We start from the raw sequence: 19,863 nt of genomic DNA, 5'->3' as shown, positions 1-19,863 counted from the left end.
CCGACGCGTCTATGATGGGCGTGTCGGTGACCCTACCCTGTGGATAAGGTTTCTCCATGAGTTCCGTTCGCTTGCCTTCGGTCGACCGCCTGCTGCGCAGCGCGGCGGCCGCTCCCCTGCACCAGCGCTACGGCCGCGAGGCGTTGCTGGCGACCCTCCGCGACCTGCTCGACGAACTGCGCGAGCCGGCCCGACGCGGTGCCCTCGCCGAGATCGAACTGAGCGAGGCGGTGCTCGCCGGGCGCGCCGGCGAACGCCTCGCCGCGCAGCATGCCAGCCGCGTGCGGCGGGTGTTCAACCTGACCGGCACGGTGTTGCATACCAACCTCGGCCGCGCCCTGCTGCCGGACGAGGCCATCGAGGCGATCACCCTGGCCGCGCGCTACCCGCTGAACCTGGAGTTCGACCTGGCCAGCGGCAAGCGCGGCGACCGCGACGACCTGATCGCCGGGCTGATCCGCGAACTCACCGGCGCCGAGGCAGTCACCGTGGTCAACAACAACGCGGCGGCGGTGCTGCTGGCGCTGAACAGCCTGGGGGCGCGCAAGGAAGGGATCATCTCGCGCGGCGAGCTGATCGAGATCGGCGGTGCCTTCCGCATTCCCGACATCATGGCCCGCGCCGGCGTGCGCTTGCACGAGGTGGGCACCACCAACCGCACCCACGCCAGGGACTACGAAGCCGCCATCGGCCCGCGCAGCGGCCTGCTGATGCGCGTGCATACCAGCAACTACAGCGTCCAGGGCTTCACCGCCAGCGTGCCCACCGCGCAACTGGCGGCCATCGCCCATGGCCACGGCCTGCCGCTGCTGGAAGACCTCGGCAGCGGCACCCTGGTGGACCTGACCCGCTGGGGCTTGCCCAAGGAACCGACGGTGCAGGAAGCCCTGGCCGACGGCGCCGACATCGTTACCTTCAGCGGCGACAAATTGCTCGGCGGGCCCCAGGCCGGGCTGATCCTCGGCAATCGAGAACTGATCGGGCGGATCAAGAAGAACCCGCTCAAGCGCGCCCTGCGCGTCGACAAGCTGACCCTCGCCGCCCTCGAGGCGGTGCTCGGCCTGTACCGCGATCCGGACCGCCTCGCCGAACGCCTGACCACCCTGCGCCTGCTCAGCCGCCCGGCGGCGGAGATCCGCGCCCAGGCCGAGCGTCTGGCGCCGGCGCTGGGCGAGGCGCTCGGCGAGGGCTGGGAGGTCGCTGTGGTCGACGCCCTGGGCATGATCGGCAGCGGCGCGCAGCCGGTGGCGCGGCTGGCCAGCGCCGCGCTGTGCCTGCGTCCGCGGCAGCCCAGGCGCCTGCGCGGACGCGCCCTGCGCAACCTCGAGGAAGCCCTGCGCGGGCTGCCGCTGCCGGTGATCGGTCGGCTCGACGACGACGCCCTCTGGCTCGATCTGCGCCAGCTCGACGACGAGCCGGCGTTCCTCGCCCAGTTGCCGCGACTGCGGAGCGAGCTGTCGTGATCGTCGGCACCGCCGGGCACATCGACCACGGCAAGACCTCGCTGCTGCGCGCCCTCACCGGCATCGAGGGCGACCGCCGCCCGGCCGAGCGTCAACGCGGGATTACCATCGACCTGGGCTATCTCTACGCCGACCTTGGCGACGGCAGCCCCACCGGCTTCATCGACGTGCCCGGCCACGAGCGCTTCGTCCACAACATGCTGGCCGGCGCCAGCGGCATCGATTGCGTGCTGCTGGTGGTGGCCGCCGACGACGGCTTGATGCCGCAGACCCGCGAGCACCTGGCGATCGTCGAACTGCTCGGTATCCGCCGGGCGCTGGTGGCGCTGACCAAGATCGACCGGGTCGAGCCGCAGCGGGTGCAGCAGGTGCGGACCCAGGTCGAACACCTGCTGGCCTCCGGCCCGCTGGCGCGCTCGCCGATCTTCCCGCTCTCCAGCAGCACCGGGGAGGGCGTCGAGGCGTTGCGCGAAGCACTCGGCGGGCTCGCCGGCGAAGTCCGCGAGCGTAGCCGCGAGGGATACTTCCGCCTGGCGGTGGACCGGGCCTTCAGCGTCGCCGGCAGCGGCATCGTGGTCACCGGCACGGCCTTCTCCGGACAGGTCGCGGTGGGCGACGAACTGCTCCTCGGCAACGCCGGACGGCCGGTGCGGGTGCGCGGCCTGCACGCGCAGAACCGGCCCGCGCAACAGGCCTGGGCCGGCCAGCGCGTGGCCCTGAACATCGCCGGCGAGCGCCTCGCGCTGGAACAGATCCAGCGCGGCGACTGGCTGCTGCAGGCCGCGCTGCACGCGCCGACCACGCGGGTCGACATCGACTTCCGCCTGTTGCCCGACGAACTCCGCGACTTCACCCACTGGACCCCGGTGCACCTGCACCTGGGCACCCAGGACGTCACCGGGCGCCTGGCCCTGCTCGAAGGCGAACAACTGGAGCCTGGCCACCGCGCCTTCGCCCAACTGGTGCTGAACGCGCCGATCCAGGCCCTGCATGGCGACCGCCTGGTGCTGCGCGACCAGTCGGCGCAGCGCACCCTTGGCGGCGGGCGGGTGCTCGACGGCGCCGCGCCGGCGCGCAACCGACGAACGCCGGCACGTCTGGCACAGCTTCAGGCGCTGCGCCAGGAAAGCCTGGAGGAGGCGCTGCCGACCTTGCTCGGCGCGGCCGAGAACGGCCTCGACCCGCAACGCCTGGTGCAATCCTTCAACCGCCCGCGCGAGCACTGGCGGCTGCCGGAAGAGGTGGTCGAGGTGCAGACCCGCCTCGGCCCCCGGTTGTTCGCCGGGGAGCGCTGGTTCGCCCTGGTCGAGCAACTGCTCGCCGGCCTGCGGCGCTTCCACGAAGAGCTACCGGACGAACTCGGTCCCGACCGCGACCGCCTGCGTCGCTACGCCCTGCCGCAGCTGGAGCGGCCGGTGTTCATCGCCCTGCTCGACGCCGCCCTGGCCGGCGGCGATGTGCACAGCAGCGGGCCCTGGCTGCACCTGCCCGGCCACGAAGTGCGCCTGAGCGATAGCGAGGAGCAACTGCGCGCGCGCCTCTGGCCGCTGCTCGAAGCCGGCCGCTACGACCCGCCCTGGGTCCGCGACCTGGCCCGCGAGCTGCGCCAGGATGAAGCCGTCATGCGCAACCTGCTGCGCAAGCTGGCACGCCTGGGCCAGTTGCAGCAGGTGGTGCGCGACCTGTTCTACCCGGAAGCCACCCTGCGTCAATTGGCCGAGATCGCCGTGCAGGTGCGCGACCCCGCCGGGCTGATCCGCCCGGCGGAATTCCGCGACCGCCTGGGCATCGGCCGCAAGCGCAGCATCCAGATCCTCGAGCACTTCGACCGCATCGGCCTGACCCGCCGCATCGGCAACGACCGTCGCCTGCGCGAGGGCTCGGCGCTGGCCGAACAGTTGCTCGGCGGCGTCTCGCCCTGAGTCTCAGGGGCCGACGCGCTGCCCCTGGCTCAGGCACTCGATGAACAGCGCGAACAGTTCCGACTGCGAGCCGACTTCCAGCTTGGTGTAGAGATTCTTCCGGTGCATGCGCACGGTCTCCGGGGAGATGTCCATCAGCCGCGCGCTGGATTTCGCCGAGTGGCCGCTGAGCAGCAGGTGGCAGGCTTCGCGTTCGCGGTCGGTGAGCACGCCGCGACCGAAGCCGCGCAGCACTTCCTGAAGGCGCGGGGCGAGGTCGGCCTGCGGGTTCGGCGAGAGGTTGGCGCGCCCGGCGCAGAACTGCCGGGCCAGCTCCAGCACCGGCGGCGCCAGGCCGGCGAGGGCGGCGACCTGGGCGTCGCTGTAGCGGCTCGCCGAAAGGCCGTTGTAGAGACAGATCGAGAGCTTCTCGGTGGGGCCGAGGTCGAGGATGTAGTAGACGTCCTCCACCGCTCCGGCGCCGAGGTAGTAGGTCTGGTAGTAGGCGCTCTGGAAGAAGTCGTCGGGGGCGATCTCGCCGAGGGTGTAGAAGCCTTCCGGAAGGCCTTCCTCCACCGCCAGGCAGAAAGGGTCGAGCAGGTAGCCGCGGGAGAAGTAGCGGCGGATGATCGCCTCGCGGAAGCGCTCGGCGATGCCGCGCTCGTAGAGCAGGGTGGGCGCGTGGCTCTTGCGTTCCAGGCTGATCATGCTCGACTCGATCGGCACCAGTTGGTGGATGGCGTCGACCAGCGCGGCGAGGAAGTCGGGTTGGCGCAGGCGCCGGATCGCCAGCGCCAGGTGTTCGTGCCAGCGGTCGAGCGCGTTCGGGGCGATGGCCTGCATGGACGGTACGGCTCGTTCTTGTCGTTGTCGCCGCAGGATAGCAAGCCGCGTCGGCCGCACCCAGCGCTTACCCCAAAATGGGGTATGGCCCGCCGCGCGGTGCTCTTGCACCCTCGGAGCATCCATCCGAGAAGAGCGACAGCCCGATGAACGCAAGACTGCACGCCACGTCCCCCCTCGGCGACGCCGACCTGGTCCGTGCCGACCAGGCCCACTACATGCACGGCTACCACGTGTTCGACGACCACCGCGTCAACGGCTCGCTGAACATCGCCGCCGGCGACGGCGCCTATATCTACGACACCGCCGGCAACCGCTACCTCGACGCGGTGGGCGGCATGTGGTGCACCAACATCGGCCTGGGGCGCGAGGAAATGGCTCGCACCGTGGCCGAGCAGACCCGCCTGCTGGCCTATTCCAATCCCTTCTGCGACATGGCCAACCCGCGCGCCATCGAACTCTGCCGCAAGCTCGCCGAGCTGGCCCCCGGCGACCTCGACCACGTGTTCCTCACCACCGGCGGTTCCACCGCCGTGGACACCGCGATCCGCCTCATGCACTACTACCAGAACTGCCGCGGCAAGCGCGCCAAGAAGCACGTCATCACGCGGATCAACGCCTACCACGGCTCGACCTTGCTCGGCATGTCGCTGGGTGGCAAGAGCGCCGACCGGCCGGCCGAGTTCGACTTCCTCGACGAGCGCATCCACCACCTTGCCTGTCCCTACTACTACCGCGCTCCGGAAGGAGTGGGCGAGGCCGAGTTCCTCGATGGCCTGGTGGAGGAGTTCGAACGCAAGATCCTCGAACTCGGTGCCGACCGGGTGGGGGCGTTCATCTCCGAGCCGGTGTTCGGCTCCGGCGGCGTGATCGTCCCGCCCGCGGGCTACCACCGGCGGATGTGGGAGCTGTGCCAGCGCTACGACGTGCTGTACATCTCCGACGAAGTGGTGACCTCCTTCGGCCGCCTCGGCCACTTCTTCGCCAGCCAGGCGGTGTTCGGCGTACAGCCGGACATCATCCTCACCGCCAAGGGCCTCACCTCCGGCTACCAGCCGCTGGGCGCGTGCATCTTCTCCCGGCGCATCTGGGAGGTGATCGCCGAGCCGGACAAGGGCCGCTGCTTCAGCCATGGTTTCACCTACTCCGGCCACCCGGTGGCCTGCGCGGCGGCGCTGAAGAACATCGAGATCATCGAGCGCGAGGGCCTGCTCGCCCACGCCGACGAGGTCGGCCGCTACTTCGAGGAGCGCCTGCAAAGCCTCCGCGACCTGCCCATCGTCGGCGACGTGCGCGGGATGCGCTTCATGGCCTGTGTCGAGTTCGTCGCCGACAAGGCGAGCAAGGCGCTGTTCCCGGAAAGCCTGAACATCGGCGAGTGGGTCCACCTGCGGGCGCAGAAGCGCGGCCTGCTGGTTCGTCCGATCGTCCACCTGAACGTGATGTCGCCGCCGCTGATCCTCACCCGCGAACAGGTCGATACCGTGGTCCGGGTGCTGCGCGAGAGCATCGAGGAAACCGTGGAGGACCTTGTCCGCGCCGGTCACCGGTAAGCGCCGGGGCGCCGCCGGCGCCCCACCCGAACATTCAGGAGAACCCCAATGGACGACAACAAGAACAAGGTCCTGCGGTTGCGCGATGTGGTGCTCTACACGGTCTCGGCGATGCTCTTCATGGACCAGATCGCCCTGGCTTCCTCCCTCGGTCCGTCGAGCCTGTTCTGGTGGCTCTACGTGCTGGTCCTGCTGTTCCTGCCGATGGCCATGATGACCTCCGAGCTGGGCACCGCCTTCCCCGCCAACGGCGGCGTCTACCACTGGGTGCGCAGCGCCTTCGGCTTCCGCTGGGGGGCCCGGGTGTCATGGATGTACTGGGTCAACAACGCACTGTGGATGCCTTCGGTCTACACCTTGTTCGGCAGCATGCTCGGCGCCTTCTATTTCCCCGAGCTGAGCCTCTGGGGCAAGATCGCCATCGGCATCGCCCTGGCGCTGCTCACCGCGGCGTTCAACGTGGTCGCGCTGCGCCTGGGCAAGTGGCTGCCGAACCTCGGCGCGCTGCTCAAGCTGCTCGCGGTGCTCGCCCTGGGCGTCGGCGGCCTGCACCACGGCTGGAACCATGGCTTCGCCAACGACTTCAGCCTGGACTCCATCGTCCCGTCCTCGCCGGGCCAGATGGCCGCGCTGGGAGTGATGGTCTACGGCATCATGGGAACCGAGCTGGCTTGTTGCAGCGCCGCGGAGATGCGCAACGCGCGCCGCGATATCCCGCGCGCGGTGCTGATCTCCGGGCTGATCGTCGGCGCCTTCAACATCTTCGGCACCCTCGGCGTGCTGGCCGCGGTACCGGCCGAGGATACCGACGTCACCCGGATCTTCGCCCACACCCTCTACAACATCTACGGCCACGACGGCGCCGGCGGGATGCTCGCCGACCTGGTCGGCGCCTTCGTCCTGTTCACCCTCTTCACCAACATGGTCACCTGGAGCATGGGCACCAACCGTGCCGCGGTGGAAGCGGCCAAGGCCGGCGAGCTGCCGGCGCTGTTCGGCGTGGTCCATTCGCGCCACGGCACGCCGATCGGCTCGGCGGTGCTGGCCTCGGCGGTGAGCATCGTCCTGCTGCTGCTCTACGGCCTGGTGGCGCACACTGCCGAGGAACTGTTCTGGACCCTGCTGTCGATCTTCGCCATGGTTTTCATGATGCCCTATGTGCTGATGTGCCTGGCCTTCGTCCGCCTGCGCCGCGCCGACCCGCGTCCACGGCCCTACCGGATGCCGCTGGGCGACCGCCTGGCCAGTCTCTGGGCGCTGTTCGTCGCGCTGCATGTGCTGGCCGGCATCTGCCTGTTCGTCGTCACCCCCGGCGCGCCGATGGACTGGGCCTACGCCGGCAAGATCGTCGGCGGCGTGGCGCTGGCCCTGGCCGTGGGCGAACTGCTGATCCGCCAGGCGGCGCGAAGGCGCGGCGTGATGTCACTGCGCGGTGCCTACGGTTGAGGAGCGGCCCTGTCGCAACACCGCCTATGGCGTTAATGTGCCGTTAACGCCCTTGGTGGGTAATGGGTCGCAGCGCAACACGGAGAAGGTCGTCATGTCCGAACGAGAGCACTGGCAACGGGTATACGAGAGCAAACCGTCCGACGCGGTGAGCTGGTTCCAGGCCGAGGCCACGCTGTCCCTCGACCTGATCCGACGCATCGGCGCGCCCCGCAAGGCGGCGATCATCGATGTCGGCGGCGGCGCCTCGACCCTGGTCGACGGCCTGCTCGCCGAAGGCTTCGGCGACCTGACGGTGCTCGACCTTTCCGACGCCGCCCTGCGCGTCGCCCGCAACCGCCTCGGCGCGCGCGGCGAAGAGGTGCGCTGGATCGCCGGCGACATCACCGGCGTCGACCTGCCGGAAGCCACCTACGATGTCTGGCACGACCGCGCCGTGTTCCACTTCCTTACCACTGCCGAAGCCCGCCGCGCCTACGTGCGCCAGGTGATGAAGGCGGTCCGCCACGGCGGCCACGTGATCGTCGCCACCTTCGCCGCCGACGGCCCGACCGAATGCAGCGGCCTGCCAGTCATGCGCTACGACGCCGACGAACTGCACGCCGAGTTCGGCTCCGCCTTCCAGCTCACCGAGCACCGCGACGAACACCACGTCACTCCCGCCGGCCGGGTCCAGCACTTCGTCTACTGCCATTGCCTGAAACGCCTGTGAAGTGCTCCGAGGCTGGGCTACGCTCTGCTCGCCCGGCCATGCGAACGACTTTCCATGACATCCGGCATTTCTTCTTCGGACCCCGGCCTGATAAGCTCCCGTCTCGAGGAAAACCTCTTGCAAATCAAAGAGGAAGGCAATCACGCCCGGTGGCGTGGCCGGACTTCAAATCCGGTGGGGGACGGCAGCCGTTCCTGGGTGGGTTCGACTCCCACTGCCTTCCGCCAATTCTCCAGCCTGTAGCCCTTGCGGCTCTAGGCTTCCAGAAAATCCCCCAGTCTCTCAAAACACTCAGTGTCGAAAAAGTGTCGAAGGACTTTCAGTGCGGTGTGCTCTCGCCAGCCTGCATCCAGGACGGGATATCGTTCATGCCGTGGAGTACGCGCCACACATCGATGTGGTCGTCGCGCTCGACGTAGAAAACCAGGTAGGGATAGCGCTTGAGTGGCCAGCAATGCAGCCCCGGCAAATCCAGTTCATGGGCGTAGCGGGATGAGCCGCTGGCAGGGTGACGGGCAATATGGGCGTATGCCTTTTCCAGGGCATCGATGAACCCCAGAGCAGCCTGTTCGGCATCTTCGCTGAGGTAGTAATCGACAGCCGCTTCAATGTCCTGATTGGCGAGTACGCGTGGTATGACGGGCTTCGCCTTCATCCCCGAGTCTTACGGACCCGTGTGCGAAGCGATTCGAAGTAGTCACCGTCGGCAGGTCCCGCAGGCACCGACTCCGCGCCGGCGATCAGCATGCCCCGCAGACGCTGACGGTCCTGATCCTTGCGAATCAGCTCGCGCACGTACTCGCTGCTGGTGCCGTAACCACGCTGGCTGACCTGCTCATCGACGAAGTTCTTGAGCGTATCCGGCAGGGAAATGTTCATCGTGCTCATGGGACCAGTCTCTCTGGAATGGCAAAATTTGCCAAAGCATACTAGCACTCGTGATCCTCCCCGGTATCGAGCAGGTGACGAAAGTCTTTCAGCGGGCCGAGTCTGATCACCTCTTGCAGGAAGTCCGGGGCGAGGTGCGCATACCGCATGGTCAAGGTCAGCGACGAGTGCCCGAGAATCTTTTGCCGGGTCAGGATGTTGCCGCCGTTCATCATGAAGTGCGAGGCGAACGTGTGGCGGAGCACATGCGATTTCTGCCCACGAGGGAGGGTGACATCGGACATTTTCACGGCGAAGTCGAAGCTGTCGCGGCAGTTGGAGAACTTGCCGTAGCGGCGCAGGTGCGAGTGCAGGCGTTGTTCCAGTTCTGGAGATATCGGGACCGAGCGACGACGCTTTGACTTCGTGTTGACGAATTGCACTGCACCATCCCGGACCCGATCCAGGGTCAGCCCTTGGGCCTCGCTACGTTTGGCTGGGGGGCGCTTTCATCGCCGCGAAGCCGTAAGATAACGCGCTTCATGGCGCGCCCGACGAACGGGTGCGCACCCTTGCCTCGGGAGAACAGGGATGGCCGAGATCAATCCGCTTTCAACGGACCTGCAACAGCAACTGGCGGACTTGCAGGCACAGGGGCTCGCCTTGCTTGGCGTCGCCGCGGACGAGACACCGGCGCAGATCGTCGCCGCCGTCACCGACTACGTGCGCGATGCGAGGGAGCAGGGGCGCAGCCTCGACGACGAGGCGGTCTTCGCCCTCGGCGCTCTGATCGGGGCGCAGTACGTGCGTGGCCTCGGCTGGCACTGGGGCGACGTGACCTGGGACGGCGACCCGGACAGCGGCGCCGTCGGCGTGCTCAGCCCCGACGAATCGCTGTTCAACAACCCCATCGGCTGGGTAAGCCAGATCGCCGAAAGCGACGGCGGGGTGCCGTTCATGCTCAGCTACAACATGATCCTGGCCAACCAGGTGCCGCTGTTCGAGCGGGGCAGCGCCACCGGTCTCTATTGAGCATGCAGGCGGATCGCCGCGACGCGCCGGCGCATCCCGCCAGGCGGGGCCGACAACCTGAACGGCCGGTGTCAGGCGCCGCGACCCGCCGAGCAGTGCCAACCGGCGAACGAGGTGCGGGTGACCGTGGTGGCACAGACGCTGCCTCTGAAGGACCGCGCCTGTGGCGTTTTCCAGGAAGGCAGCCTGGAACGACGCGACTGCCGAGCCCATATCGGGCTGCAATTCCGTGATTGAGTGGGCTGCGGGTTCGCGACTCGGCTGGCCTTCCTGGGAACACTTCTGAGGTTTTCGCATGACGGATCTTGAACACGCGGTGGAAAGCAACCGACGCGCCTGGGACGCGTCCGCCGACAGTCACCTGCGTGGCAGCGGCTGGCAGGAATTGTCGCTGGCGGTACAGGAAACCGGCTTTAGTTGCTTGGACGAGACCCTGGCTGGCGTGCTGAGCAATCTGGACCTGGCCGGCAAGGCGGCGATCCAGGTCGGCTGCAACAACGGCCGGGAAGTGCTTTCGCTGTACGCCTTCGGCGTTGCGCGGGCGGTGGGGATCGACCAGTCCGCCGCCTTCCTCGCCCAGGCGCGACACCTGGCCGAGCGCTCGCCGCACCAGCCGCGTTTCGTCGAAGCCAATGCCTACGAGCTGCCGGCCGAGCTGAACGGTCAGTTCGACCTGCTGCTGATCACCATCGGTGTGCTCAACTGGATGCCCGACATCGCGCGCTTCTTCGCCTCGGTGAGCGGCCTGCTGAAGCCGGGCGGGCAATTGGCGATCTATGAGACCCACCCGTTCCTGGAGATGCTCGAACCCGAGTCGGAGCGACCGTTCGAACTGCGCAACGACTACTTCACCGACACGCCCCACGTATCCCGGGAGGCCATCGTCTACGAAGGCAGCGGCAGCGATACCGGCATCGCCAGCTACTGGTACGTCCACCCGCTCGGCGACATCCTCGGCGGGCTGCTCGGCGCCGGCCTGCGCCTGAGTCACTTCAAGGAGTACCCGCACTCGAACCGCGAGGAACTCTACGACCTCTACGAGGACGGACCGTTGGCGATCCCGATGTGCTACACGCTGGTCGCGGTCAAGGCATGACTCGCGTCGAGGCCGGGCGAGGCGCGCCGCTGCGTGTGGTGGTGGTCGGCACCAGCGGGGCCGGGAAGTCGACCTTCTCCGCCGCGCTGGCCGCCAGGCTGGGTTGTACGCATGTCGAACTCGACCGACTCTACTGGGGCCCCGGCTGGCAAGCCGTGCCCCACGAACGCTTCGAGCACGCCGTGGAGCGGGCGACGACGGGGCCGCGCTGGGTCGCCGACGGCAACTACAGCGCCGTCCGCGAGTTGCTCTGGGGCCGCGCCACCCATGTGGTATGGCTGAATTTCGGGCGCTGGACGGTGTTCTCCCGGGTCCTTCGCCGCACCCTGGCCCGGGGCCTGCTGCGCACCCGCCTGTCCCACGGCAATCGTGAATCGCTGCGGATGGCGTTCTGCTCCAGGGATTCGATCCTGCTCTGGTCATGGACCACCTTCGCAGGCAACCGCCGTAAATACACCGGCCTGCGCGAGGATCCGCGGTTCGCGCATTTGCGCTGGGTGGAGGTTGGCGAGCCGGGGAGCGTGGGGGAGGTGATCGAGGTGTTTGCAGAGACAGAGGGGCGGTAGAGCAAAGTAGGGATGTTCTTCGTTGCTGCCTTTCGTGCTTATAACGGTGGGCACATCATGGACGTATGCACCAGGGCGAGGATCCAGATTGCGTCCTCGTCAATCTGATAGACCAGTCGGTAGCTGCCATGGGGAATGAACTCACGTGTGCCGGATACGTTTCCTGGCTTTCCTAATTCAGGGAAGTTCGCCAATTGGTGTGTGGTGGCGCTAAAACGCTCATCCAGACGTACAGCGGCAGCGAGATCGTCGGCGGCTATGAATTCCCAGATATCACTGCGGTCCTGTTCGGCCTCCGACGTCCAGTAGACTTTCATTCGTTGTCAGGTAGCTGGGTACGACGGGCGGCGAAGGTGGCTTCGACGTCGTCATTTGAGCGTCCTTCTCTCCGTGTCATGGAAACCCTGGCAGCTTCGACCTTGCGCTGGAGGTAGTCGTCGTAGTCCTGGGCCTGGCGTTGTTGGCGGATGAACTGTCTCATCAGTTCACGTACCACTTGCGAGGCGGGACGCTGAGCAGCCTGGGCGGCAGCCATGAATTCGGCATGAAGCTCGGGCTCGAGTTTCATGGTGAATACCGCTTCTTTAGTCATGGCGTGAGTTCTCTCGGTAATGAAGAGGTATATACCTTCTATGTATCCATGACTGTAGGTCATGGATCGTACCGAGGGAAGTTTTCCCTAGGCGAGAGTTGCGGGGAAATTGACGGGTGTGTTGTCGGAAAGATTCATGAAGGAGAGATCAGTCCTTTGCACCTTGAACCGTGCCTCCTTCGCGACTGTCGTGAGTGACGGTGTCGTCTGCCGCCACATTCAGCGCCCGGCCGAGAATCCTTGCGACGACCTCGTCCTTGCCACGGGTATAGGCCTCGCGGTCGGTGGGGTAGCGGCGGGCCAGGGCGTGCTTGGTTTCGGCGTAGAGGCGGGCGTCGTCGGGGTGGTTGCGCAGCCAGTCGCGGAACAGCAGGTAGCGGTCGGCCTGGGCCAGGGGCATGACATGGACATGGTGGGTGCGGCCATGGCCGAAGGGCGGCATGCCTTTGACGAAGAACATCCGCTGGGTGTTCGGGTTCTCGCGCCAGAACTGGTAGCCGAGGCCCTCCAGCGGGGCTACCAGCCGCTGCGGATCGTGGCCGGGCGGCGGCAGCAGGAGGATGTCGATGATCGGCTTGGCGTCGAGCCCGGGCACCGCGGTGCTGCCGACATGCTCGATGCCCAGGCCGGGCAGCGCCAGCGCCGTGCGGATGGCCTCGGCTTCGGCGGCGAAGCGTTGTGGCCAGGCGGGGGCGGCGGGCAGCACCTCGATGCGGTCGTCGTCGGCGTTGCTCCAGCGTTGGCCGTCGAAGCGGGGCGGTTGGGGTGGGGGCATGGCGGGCTCCGGGGATATTCGGGAGATTGGCGGCGATGGGGAGCTGGGGTAGGGCGAATAACGCCAGCGGCGTTATCCGCCTTCCGCGAGCGGGGTGCGGGTAAAACCCGGGAGTCTCAGAAGTCCAGCGCCTGCACCCCCGGATGCTGCGGATCGAACCCATCCAGGCGCATGCGCTCGGCGAATGCCTCCCGCGCCGCGTCTCCCTGGAGAAACGCGCTCCGCGCCGAGGCCCAGTCGTCCGGTTGCAGCCGCACCATCCAGCCCTCGCCGTAGCAATCCCGGTTGATCAGCGCCGGGCGCTTGACCACCGCCGCGTTGCTCGCCAGCAGGGTCCCGGCCAACGGGCTGCGGGCCGAGGAGGCGGCCTTGGCGAACTCGACCACGCCGAAGCTGCGGTCGCGTTCGATGTGCCAGCCGTCGCGCTTGGGGGTGAAGGCGAAGATTTCGCCATACAGCGCGCAGCCGTAGGCGCTCAGGCCCAGGGTCAGGCTGCCTCCGACTTCCTCGCGCAGCCACAGGTTGTAGTCCGGGGCGTAGAACAGCCCGTCGGGGAACTCCAGGCCGTGCAGGTTCGCGCTCATAGGGTCAGCACCCGCTCGGATTCGAGGATCAGCCGTGCCAGTTCGCCGCCGCTGGAGATTTCGTCGAGTTCCTCGATCAGTTCGCTTTCGTCGATGTTCACCCCGGGTTGGCGGCACATCAGCAGGCGCGCGCCGGCCTCGCGGGCCTGGCGGATGAAGTGGCGCAGCGGCTCGCCGCCGTCCAGCGCGCGCAACTGGTCGGCAACGGCGCGGCGCGCCAACTGCACGCCTTCGCCGCTGAGGAACAGGGTCACCTCGGCGTCCATGCAGGCCAGCAGGGTCGCGGTGTGGAAGGGCGCGGCGCAGCGGGCCGGGGTGCTCGGGCCGCTGGAGACGATGATAAGGACGCGCTGGGCGTGGGTGTCAGGGTTCAAGGGGCTTGTCCATCTGGATCAGCGCCACGCGCCGGCCGTCCGGATCGTGGCGTTCGGCGATGGCGCGCGGCTGGTAGCCGAGCTGGGTATAGAGCAGCAGCCCGGCGGCGTTGGCGTTGAAGCAGGAAATCTTCATCAGGCGCGCTTTGTACTGTTCGCGGGCGAGGTTTTCCATGACCCCGATCAGGTAGCGGGCCACGCCCAGGCCGCGCGCGGCGGGCGCCACCATCATGTTGCCGAGGGCGCAGAAGTCGCCGTGCTGCCACTGGTAGAAGTTGGCGAAGCCGACCACCTGTCCGTCGTGCACGGCCACGGTGCTGCCGCGACGTTCGGCGATGGCGGCGGCCAGTTGGGCGACGCTGAACGGCCAGATCGCCTTGGGGTAGCAATAGAAGAGTTCGTCGCGGTCCTGGGGGAAGCCGGCGACTGTCTCCAGGTCGCCGGTCTCCGCCGGGCGGTGGCTGAGCTGCATGTCAGCGCGGCGGGTATTGCGACATGACTTTCTGCACCGTCTCGCGGATCGCCTGCTCGCGCTCGGCCGGGCTCGGCGGGCTGGTGCGCATGATCTGCTCGCCGCTGCCGCGCCAGACCAGCTTGCCGTCCTTGCCGTCGAACAGGTCGACCTGGAGGGTGGCAACCTTGTAATTCACGGTGCGCGTCTCGGCCATCGCCGGGCCGCCCCAGTATCCTCCCCAGTAGCCGCCCCAGTAACCGCCGCCGTAGTTGGTGGTGATCTGGTCCTGGCGATCGTCGACGATCAGGTAGGCGCGCACTGTGACGTCGCCCCTGGCGTTGCCCTGGGCCGGACGCAGGCCGCGCTGGTCGAGCTGCTGGGCGACGGCTTCGCGGATGCGTTGCTCGGTGAGGTCGCTCTTGATGCGTGGGTCGTCGGGGCGGTATTCGAAGGCGGGTTGCGACCAGCTCCAGCTACGGTAGGCGGCGAAGTCGCGGGAGCTGTCGAAGTCGCGGTCGAGCTGGGTGGTTTCGCAGGCTGCGAGGCTGAGGAGCAGGCCGAGCAGCAGGATTCGGCGGATCATGGTTTTTCTCCAGTCAGAGTTGACATCCAAGCTCAGTGCCGGATGAAAGGCAAGAGGAAACGCGGGTTTGAAGCGTCTCCACAAGTAACGTTGGCGAGCACCCGCCCTATAGGGCGCGACGGGAGAATGAAATGAATCGAAGTATTGCGATCCTGCTGCTGGGCCTGTCGCTGACCGGCTGCGTCGAGGCACGCTCGGTGGTACCGGCGGATGGCCCGGGCCCGCTGCTGGTGGCCCATCGCGCCGGCACCGCGGACTACCCGGAGAATACCCTGCTGGCGATCCGCAAGGCGCTGGACAACGGCGCCGACGCGCTATGGCTGTCGGTGCAGTTGAGCGCCGATGGCCATCCGGTGCTCTATCGCCCCGCTGACCTGGCGGTCCTGACCCAGGGCGCCGGCGCGGTCGGCCAGTCGAGCCTGGCCGAGCTGGCGCGCTTGAACGCCGGCTATATGTTCAAGGCCGAGGACGGCAGCTATCCCTACCGCCAGAAGCCGCTGCGGATTCCTACGTTGCGCCAGGCGCTACGGGCGATCCCGCCGCAGGTGCCGGTGTTCCTCGACATGAAGTCGCTGCCGGTGGAGCCGCTGGTCGATGCCGTGGCCGGCGAGCTGGAACGGCAGAAGGCCTGGTCGCGGGTGCGTTTCTATTCCACCGAGAAGGCCGCCAACGACTACCTGACGCAGCGCTACGCGGACCGCGCGCGACAGTTCGAAAGCCGCGATGCGACGCGCAACCGCCTGGTCGGCCTGGCCTTCGGCGAGCGCTGCGAGGCACCGCCGGCCGGCGGCACCTGGATGGGCATCGAGCTGCGCCGCGAACTGACGGTGACCGAGCGCTTCACCCTTGGCGAGTCTTCCTACAAGGTGCCGGCGGCGCAGTTGTGGACGCGCAAAGCGATGGACTGCGTGCGCCGCGAGCCGGTGAAGGTGGTGATGTTCGGCATCGAGACCGCCGAGGACTACCGCACCGCGCGCGCCCTGGGCGCCGATGCGGTGATGAGCAACTCGCCCAGGAAGATGGAGGCGATCCGCCGCCGGGTGCTCGCCGATCAGCCCGGCGGGTAGCTCGACAGCGCCCGTTTCACCGCTTCGCGCAGGGCCTTGGCCTGTTCGCTGGCGGAGTCGCCGGAGTCGAACTCGGCGCTGTTGCCCCACACCGGCTGGCCGCTGCGGGCGTCGTTCAGCTCGACGCGGACCACGGTGACCTGCACGGTGTAGCTGCGGGTCACCGGGTAGCTGGCGCCATAGCCGTACCAGGGATCGCGCCAGCCGCCGTAGTTGCCGTAGTAGCCGCCGTAGTAGTCGGTGACCTGGCGGGTGCGCAGTTCGTTGCGCAGGAACGCGCTGACCTGCAGGTCGGCCGCGCTGCCCGGCCGCGCCGGGCGCAGGCCGCGCTGGTCGAGCTGCTGGCTGACGGCGTCGCGCAACTGGTTGTCGTCCAGGCCCTGGGGAAAGCCGCTGACCCCGGCGGCGGCCCAGCTCCAGCTACGGTAGCGGGCGTAGTCGCGCGGCGCCGCCGGATAGGCGCCGGGATCGAGGCCGGGATTGGCCGCGGTGGCCGGCTGCGGCGGGTAGGGCAGAGAGCTGGCGCGGTAGGGATTGTCGCCCTGGCAGGCACCGAGGGCGGCCAGGCTGGCGAGTAACGGCAGGATCAACAGTCGCGATTGCATGCTCGACGCTCCGTGGCCGCGCTACGTCGGCGGCCCTTGCAGGCTCAGACTGCATTCTGCGCCTTTCATTGCGGGCGGCACAGCCAGTGCAGGTAGCGGCCAAGCCCGGCAAAGGCCGGGTGGCGGCGGTAGGCCAGTTCCATTTCCACCAGGTCGAGCCGTTCGGCCTTGGCCTGGAACTCGCTCGGCATGTAGTCGTGGAACACCCGCACGCCGCTGCGCGCCTCGATGCGCCAACGCGCTGCCAGCGCCTGTTCCAGCTCGCGCGGGTCGAGCGGGCGCTGCGGGGTCAGGCTCTGCCCCTCGCCAGCGAAGCGTTCCTTGCGCAGCTTGCGGAAGTGGCCCTTGAGCAGGTTGCGGTAGATCAGCGCGTCGCGGTTGTAGAAGGCCAGCGACAGCCAGCCGCCGGGTGCGCAGAGTTGGTGCAGCACCGGCAGGATCGCATGGGGTTCGGCCAGCCACTCGAGCACGGCGTGGCAGAGCACCAGGTCGTAGGGCTCGGTGAGCTGGCCGAGCAGTTCCTGCCAGGGCGCCTGGATGAATTCGGCGGCCTGCCCGGCTTCGGCGAAGCGCTGGCGGGCGCCGTCGAGCATGGGTTGCGCTGGCTCGGCGAGGGTTACGCGGTGGCCGCGAGCGGCCAGCCAGAGCGACATGTGGCCGAGCCCGGCGCCGATGTCGAGGACCCGCAGAGGTCGCTCCGGGAGGGCCTCGGCGAGGTCGGCCTGGAGTACCGCGAGGCGGATCGCACCCTTGGCGCCGCCATAGATCTTTTCGGCGAAGCGCGTCGCCAGTTCGTCGAAATGGCGGTCGCTCATGGCAGGAAGCGCCGTTCGCAGTCGGCCAGCTTGGCGAGCACCACCTGTTCCAGGTCGAGGCCGGTTTCCCCGCAGAACAGCAGCAGATAAAGGACGATGTCGCCAACTTCCTGGCCAGCGTGTTCGAGCTGCTCGGCCGACAGCGTGCGCGACTGGTCTTCCGTCAGCCACTGGAAGATCTCCACCAGTTCGGCCATCTCGACGCTGGCGGCCATGGCCAGGTTCTTCGGGCTGTGGAATTGGCGCCAGTCGTTGCGGTCGCGGATGGCGTGCAGGCGCGCGGTGAGTTCGTGCAGGTCCATGGGGGATTCTTCGCGGTGGCGGTAAGCAGCCGCATAGCTTCGGGCTTTGCGCCCGAAGCTTCAAGGTATGGCGGACCGGCGTCAGCCCTGTAGCCGGCTCCAATGCCCGGCCATGTGCGGCAGGTCGTCCTTGCCGCGCAGGCTGAACTGGCCGTCCGCCGCCGCCGCGCTGGCCAGCAGGGTGAGGCTGGCCGGCAGCAGCACCGGCTTCTGGAAGCGCACCTCGACCCGATAGCCCGAGGCCGGCAGCCGCTCGCCGAGGGCGGCCAGGCTGCGAGCCTTGTTCCACAGGCCGTGGGCGATGGCGCGGGGAAAGCCGAACAGCTTGGCGCTGGGCGCCGACAGGTGGATCGGGTTGTAGTCGCCGGCGGCACGGGCATAGCGCCGGCCGATGTCGGCGGGCGCCTTCCAGTTGTCGATCGGCTCCAGCGGCAGCGGCTCCTGCTCGGCTTTCGGCGGAATTTCGCCGGGCACCTTGACGCCGCGGCAGAGCACCTTGCTGTCGCCGACCCAGAGCAGGCCAAGCTGGTCTTCCAGGCGGGTGACGATGCTGAAGGTGGCGCCCTTGTCGTGCGGTTGCAGGTTTTCCACCGCGACGCTCACGGTGAACGGGCCGAGGCCGCCGAGCGCGCGCAGCACGTCGATGCGGTTCTCCAGGTGGACCAGACCGAGCAGCGGGAAGGGGAAGCGCTTGTCGGTGAGCAGCGCCATCTGCAGCGGGAAGGCGAGGATGTGCGGGTAGGTCGGCGGCAGCAGGCCGTCGTCGCGGAAGCCGCAGACCTGGCGGTAGCGCTCGAGGTGCTTCGGGTCCACCGTGACCTGGCTGCGCAGGCCGCGCTCGGGCAGGGCCTTGCCGCGGATGCCGCGGCGCAGTGCGGCGCGCAGGAACAGGCCGGGCAGGGCGGGTGGGGCGGGCAGGTCGAGCCAGGCGGTGGGCATTGGACATCTCCTCGAAATAGGTGGCTGTCAGCTTAGTCGAGCACCCGCAGCAGGCATTGGCCGCCTGGCCGACGCCGCTGGCAGGGCGGTCAATTGGCTCCGGAATGCGTCTGCATCGAGATTTTCGACCACGCCGGCGGCTAGTCGATCTGAGGGTTTTTCCGTCATGCGGGATGGGTTATTTCTATGGCCTCTCCTTGAGAGGGGATGGCAAAGCTGCCTAAGATGGGCCCGCCCCATGGATAACTAGAAAAAACACCATGCGTGATCTGACCGACGATGTAGCGCTGATGCGCCCGGTGATCGACGCCCTGCGCGCCAGCGGCTGCGATCCGGACCGGGTCCTGGTCCGTGTCGGGCTGCCGCCGGGTGGCCTGCCGGCCGGCCGTTTCCCCCATTCCGCACAGAACCTGTTCTGGAAGGCCGCCGCCGACGAGTGCGGCGAAGAGCATGTCGGCCTGCACCTGGCCGAGCACCTGCCGGCGTTCCACGGCCTGCTCCTGGAATACCTGTTCCTCTCCAGCGATACCTTCGGCGCCGGCCTGCGCCATTCCCTGCGCTACGTACGCCTGCTGTCCGACACCCTGCAGGCGCAACTGGAGGTGGAGGGCGAGCGCGCGGTGCTGTCGCTGGGCGAATCGCCGGCGATCAACCGTCACTTCCCGGAAATGCTCGCCGGCGCGGTGATCCGCCTGTTCGGCGCGCTCACCGAGGGCGAGTTCAAGCCGCTGGAAGTGCAACTGATGAACGAAACCGGCGCGCCGATGGAGCGCTACCGTGCGGTCTACGGCTGCCCGACGATCCTCGGCATGCCGCGCTACGCGCTGGTATTCGATGCCGCGGTGCTGGACAAACCCTCGCGCCACGCCGCCCCGGAACTGCTGCGCATGCACGAGTCGCTGGCGCGCCGGCAACTGGCCGAAGTGGAGCGCCTGGACCTGGTGCGCCAGGTCCGCGAACTGATCGGCGAGTTGCTGGTGGACGGAGGCGCCACCCTGGAGCAGGTCGCCGCGCGCCTCGGCATGCCGGCCCGACGTCTGCGCGAACGCCTGGCGATGGCCGGGGTGCGCTTCAACGACCTGGTCACCGACTACCGCTGCCGACTGGCCAAGGAACTGCTGCTGAAGACCGACGAGCGCATCGAAGTGATCGTCGAACGCACCGGGTTTTCCGAGCCGAGCACCTTCTATCGCGCGTTCAAGCGCTGGGTCGGCGAGACGCCGGTGGAGTTCCGCCGGCGCGGGCAGCAGGGGCGCGGGTAGGGCCTGTCCGAAGGGGCTACCGGTGTTTTCCT

24 protein-coding genes, 1 tRNA gene and 1 pseudogene are annotated in these 19,863 nt (G+C 68.0%); 11 read left to right on the top strand and 15 right to left on the bottom strand.

The window, feature by feature from the left end:
• The first annotated feature begins 56 nt into the window (after positions 1-56).
• Complete coding sequence (gene selA, locus HMPREF2716_RS06900; RefSeq protein WP_003123517.1) at positions 57-1,463, top strand: L-seryl-tRNA(Sec) selenium transferase; 1,407 nt, start codon at positions 57-59, stop codon at positions 1,461-1,463.
• On the top strand, positions 1,460-3,385 hold the full coding sequence (gene selB, locus HMPREF2716_RS06895; protein WP_003102294.1) for a selenocysteine-specific translation elongation factor: 1,926 nt from the start codon (positions 1,460-1,462) through the stop codon (positions 3,383-3,385). The genes selA and selB overlap by 4 nt, the downstream gene beginning before the upstream one ends.
• Before the next feature lie 3 nt (positions 3,386-3,388).
• Here selB and HMPREF2716_RS06890 read toward each other — a convergent pair whose 3' ends face one another.
• Positions 3,389-4,072, bottom strand: a complete 684-nt coding sequence (locus HMPREF2716_RS06890) for a helix-turn-helix transcriptional regulator (protein WP_083318188.1) — start codon at positions 4,070-4,072, stop codon at positions 3,389-3,391.
• A gap of 281 nt (positions 4,073-4,353) precedes the next feature.
• Between HMPREF2716_RS06890 and HMPREF2716_RS06885 the strand changes: the two genes are divergently transcribed.
• From HMPREF2716_RS06885 to HMPREF2716_RS06870, 4 genes are all read left to right on the top strand, one after another.
• A complete protein-coding gene (locus tag HMPREF2716_RS06885) occupies positions 4,354-5,760 on the top strand; it encodes an aminotransferase (protein ID WP_023518134.1) in 1,407 nt (468 codons plus the stop codon).
• Between the two features lie 48 nt (positions 5,761-5,808).
• The gene (locus HMPREF2716_RS06880) at positions 5,809-7,206 is read left to right on the top strand and encodes an APC family permease (RefSeq protein ID WP_023518133.1); all 1,398 of its coding nucleotides are present in this window, start codon (positions 5,809-5,811) and stop codon (positions 7,204-7,206) included.
• 94 nt (positions 7,207-7,300) lie between these two features.
• Positions 7,301-7,918: a class I SAM-dependent methyltransferase gene (locus HMPREF2716_RS06875; RefSeq protein ID WP_023518132.1), complete on the top strand. Its 618-nt coding sequence runs from the start codon at positions 7,301-7,303 to the stop codon at positions 7,916-7,918.
• Between the two features lie 131 nt (positions 7,919-8,049).
• A tRNA-Sec gene (locus HMPREF2716_RS06870) sits at positions 8,050-8,145 on the top strand.
• 92 nt (positions 8,146-8,237) lie between these two features.
• Here the strand turns inward: HMPREF2716_RS06870 and HMPREF2716_RS06865 are convergent.
• The 3 genes and pseudogenes from HMPREF2716_RS06865 to HMPREF2716_RS06855 all read right to left on the bottom strand — a co-directional run.
• Positions 8,238-8,573 (bottom strand): type II toxin-antitoxin system RelE/ParE family toxin, encoded by a 336-nt coding sequence (locus tag HMPREF2716_RS06865; protein ID WP_023518131.1) that lies wholly within the window; start codon positions 8,571-8,573, stop codon positions 8,238-8,240.
• On the bottom strand, positions 8,570-8,806 hold the full coding sequence (locus tag HMPREF2716_RS06860) for a type II toxin-antitoxin system ParD family antitoxin (protein ID WP_033863021.1): 237 nt from the start codon (positions 8,804-8,806) through the stop codon (positions 8,570-8,572). Before HMPREF2716_RS06860 ends, HMPREF2716_RS06865 begins: the two co-directional genes overlap by 4 nt.
• Before the next feature lie 41 nt (positions 8,807-8,847).
• Positions 8,848-9,282, bottom strand: a pseudogene (locus HMPREF2716_RS06855) (tyrosine-type recombinase/integrase); the annotation flags it as partial.
• Positions 9,283-9,448: 166 nt separating this feature from the next.
• Here HMPREF2716_RS06855 and HMPREF2716_RS06850 point away from each other — a divergent pair.
• The 3 genes from HMPREF2716_RS06850 to HMPREF2716_RS06840 all read left to right on the top strand — a co-directional run bounded on the left by HMPREF2716_RS06850 (position 9,449) and on the right by HMPREF2716_RS06840 (position 11,479).
• Positions 9,449-9,817, top strand: coding sequence for a hypothetical protein (locus HMPREF2716_RS06850; RefSeq protein ID WP_073650766.1), 369 nt, complete (start codon positions 9,449-9,451; stop codon positions 9,815-9,817).
• A 295-nt stretch (positions 9,818-10,112) separates the two neighbouring features.
• Positions 10,113-10,913 (top strand): class I SAM-dependent methyltransferase, encoded by an 801-nt coding sequence (locus HMPREF2716_RS06845; RefSeq protein ID WP_023518127.1) that lies wholly within the window; start codon positions 10,113-10,115, stop codon positions 10,911-10,913.
• Positions 10,910-11,479, top strand: coding sequence for a P-loop NTPase family protein (locus HMPREF2716_RS06840; RefSeq protein WP_031639500.1), 570 nt, complete (start codon positions 10,910-10,912; stop codon positions 11,477-11,479). The genes HMPREF2716_RS06845 and HMPREF2716_RS06840 overlap by 4 nt, the downstream gene beginning before the upstream one ends.
• Positions 11,480-11,517: 38 nt before the next feature.
• On the opposite strand, the gene HMPREF2716_RS06835 is transcribed toward HMPREF2716_RS06840, so the two are convergent.
• The 7 genes from HMPREF2716_RS06835 to HMPREF2716_RS06805 all read right to left on the bottom strand — a co-directional run bounded on the left by HMPREF2716_RS06835 (position 11,518) and on the right by HMPREF2716_RS06805 (position 14,841).
• Positions 11,518-11,796 carry a type II toxin-antitoxin system RelE/ParE family toxin gene (locus HMPREF2716_RS06835; protein ID WP_033863020.1) on the bottom strand — a complete coding sequence of 93 codons (279 nt, stop codon included), beginning with the start codon at positions 11,794-11,796 and terminating at the stop codon, positions 11,518-11,520.
• Positions 11,793-12,071, bottom strand: a complete 279-nt coding sequence (locus HMPREF2716_RS06830; RefSeq protein WP_023126661.1) for a hypothetical protein — start codon at positions 12,069-12,071, stop codon at positions 11,793-11,795. Before HMPREF2716_RS06830 ends, HMPREF2716_RS06835 begins: the two co-directional genes overlap by 4 nt.
• A gap of 148 nt (positions 12,072-12,219) precedes the next feature.
• Positions 12,220-12,846: a GrpB family protein gene (locus HMPREF2716_RS06825; RefSeq protein ID WP_023518125.1), complete on the bottom strand. Its 627-nt coding sequence runs from the start codon at positions 12,844-12,846 to the stop codon at positions 12,220-12,222.
• A gap of 116 nt (positions 12,847-12,962) precedes the next feature.
• Positions 12,963-13,430 carry a glycine cleavage system protein H gene (locus HMPREF2716_RS06820; protein ID WP_023518124.1) on the bottom strand — a complete coding sequence of 156 codons (468 nt, stop codon included), beginning with the start codon at positions 13,428-13,430 and terminating at the stop codon, positions 12,963-12,965.
• A complete protein-coding gene (locus tag HMPREF2716_RS06815) occupies positions 13,427-13,804 on the bottom strand; it encodes a DsrE family protein (protein WP_003095286.1) in 378 nt (125 codons plus the stop codon). Before HMPREF2716_RS06815 ends, HMPREF2716_RS06820 begins: the two co-directional genes overlap by 4 nt.
• Positions 13,794-14,276 (bottom strand): GNAT family N-acetyltransferase, encoded by a 483-nt coding sequence (locus tag HMPREF2716_RS06810; protein ID WP_003135262.1) that lies wholly within the window; start codon positions 14,274-14,276, stop codon positions 13,794-13,796. Before HMPREF2716_RS06810 ends, HMPREF2716_RS06815 begins: the two co-directional genes overlap by 11 nt.
• Position 14,277: 1 nt before the next feature.
• Complete coding sequence (locus tag HMPREF2716_RS06805) at positions 14,278-14,841, bottom strand: DUF4136 domain-containing protein (protein ID WP_003095282.1); 564 nt, start codon at positions 14,839-14,841, stop codon at positions 14,278-14,280.
• A 131-nt stretch (positions 14,842-14,972) separates the two neighbouring features.
• On the opposite strand from HMPREF2716_RS06805, the gene HMPREF2716_RS06800 reads away from it, so the two are divergent.
• Positions 14,973-15,908 (top strand): glycerophosphodiester phosphodiesterase family protein, encoded by a 936-nt coding sequence (locus HMPREF2716_RS06800; protein ID WP_003102260.1) that lies wholly within the window; start codon positions 14,973-14,975, stop codon positions 15,906-15,908.
• On the opposite strand, the gene HMPREF2716_RS06795 is transcribed toward HMPREF2716_RS06800, so the two are convergent.
• The 4 genes from HMPREF2716_RS06795 to HMPREF2716_RS06780 form a co-directional block, all read right to left on the bottom strand.
• Entirely contained in the window at positions 15,893-16,513 is a 621-nt protein-coding gene (locus tag HMPREF2716_RS06795; RefSeq protein WP_003102259.1) for a DUF4136 domain-containing protein, read from the bottom strand. The genes HMPREF2716_RS06800 and HMPREF2716_RS06795 overlap by 16 nt on opposite strands.
• A gap of 65 nt (positions 16,514-16,578) precedes the next feature.
• Positions 16,579-17,328: a methyltransferase gene (locus tag HMPREF2716_RS06790; protein WP_003111303.1), complete on the bottom strand. Its 750-nt coding sequence runs from the start codon at positions 17,326-17,328 to the stop codon at positions 16,579-16,581.
• Complete coding sequence (locus HMPREF2716_RS06785) at positions 17,325-17,630, bottom strand: nucleotide pyrophosphohydrolase (RefSeq protein WP_023116780.1); 306 nt, start codon at positions 17,628-17,630, stop codon at positions 17,325-17,327. Before HMPREF2716_RS06785 ends, HMPREF2716_RS06790 begins: the two co-directional genes overlap by 4 nt.
• A gap of 81 nt (positions 17,631-17,711) precedes the next feature.
• Positions 17,712-18,569: a MaoC family dehydratase gene (locus HMPREF2716_RS06780; RefSeq protein WP_023098142.1), complete on the bottom strand. Its 858-nt coding sequence runs from the start codon at positions 18,567-18,569 to the stop codon at positions 17,712-17,714.
• Between the two features lie 260 nt (positions 18,570-18,829).
• On the opposite strand from HMPREF2716_RS06780, the gene HMPREF2716_RS06775 reads away from it, so the two are divergent.
• A complete protein-coding gene (locus HMPREF2716_RS06775) occupies positions 18,830-19,831 on the top strand; it encodes an AraC family transcriptional regulator (protein WP_003095270.1) in 1,002 nt (333 codons plus the stop codon).
• The last annotated feature ends 32 nt before the right edge of the window (positions 19,832-19,863 follow it).

Source organism: Pseudomonas sp. HMSC076A11, assembly GCF_001810205.1.
Lineage (GTDB): Bacteria > Pseudomonadota > Gammaproteobacteria > Pseudomonadales > Pseudomonadaceae > Pseudomonas > Pseudomonas aeruginosa.
This window is presented reverse-complemented; position numbering and strand designations above follow the sequence as displayed.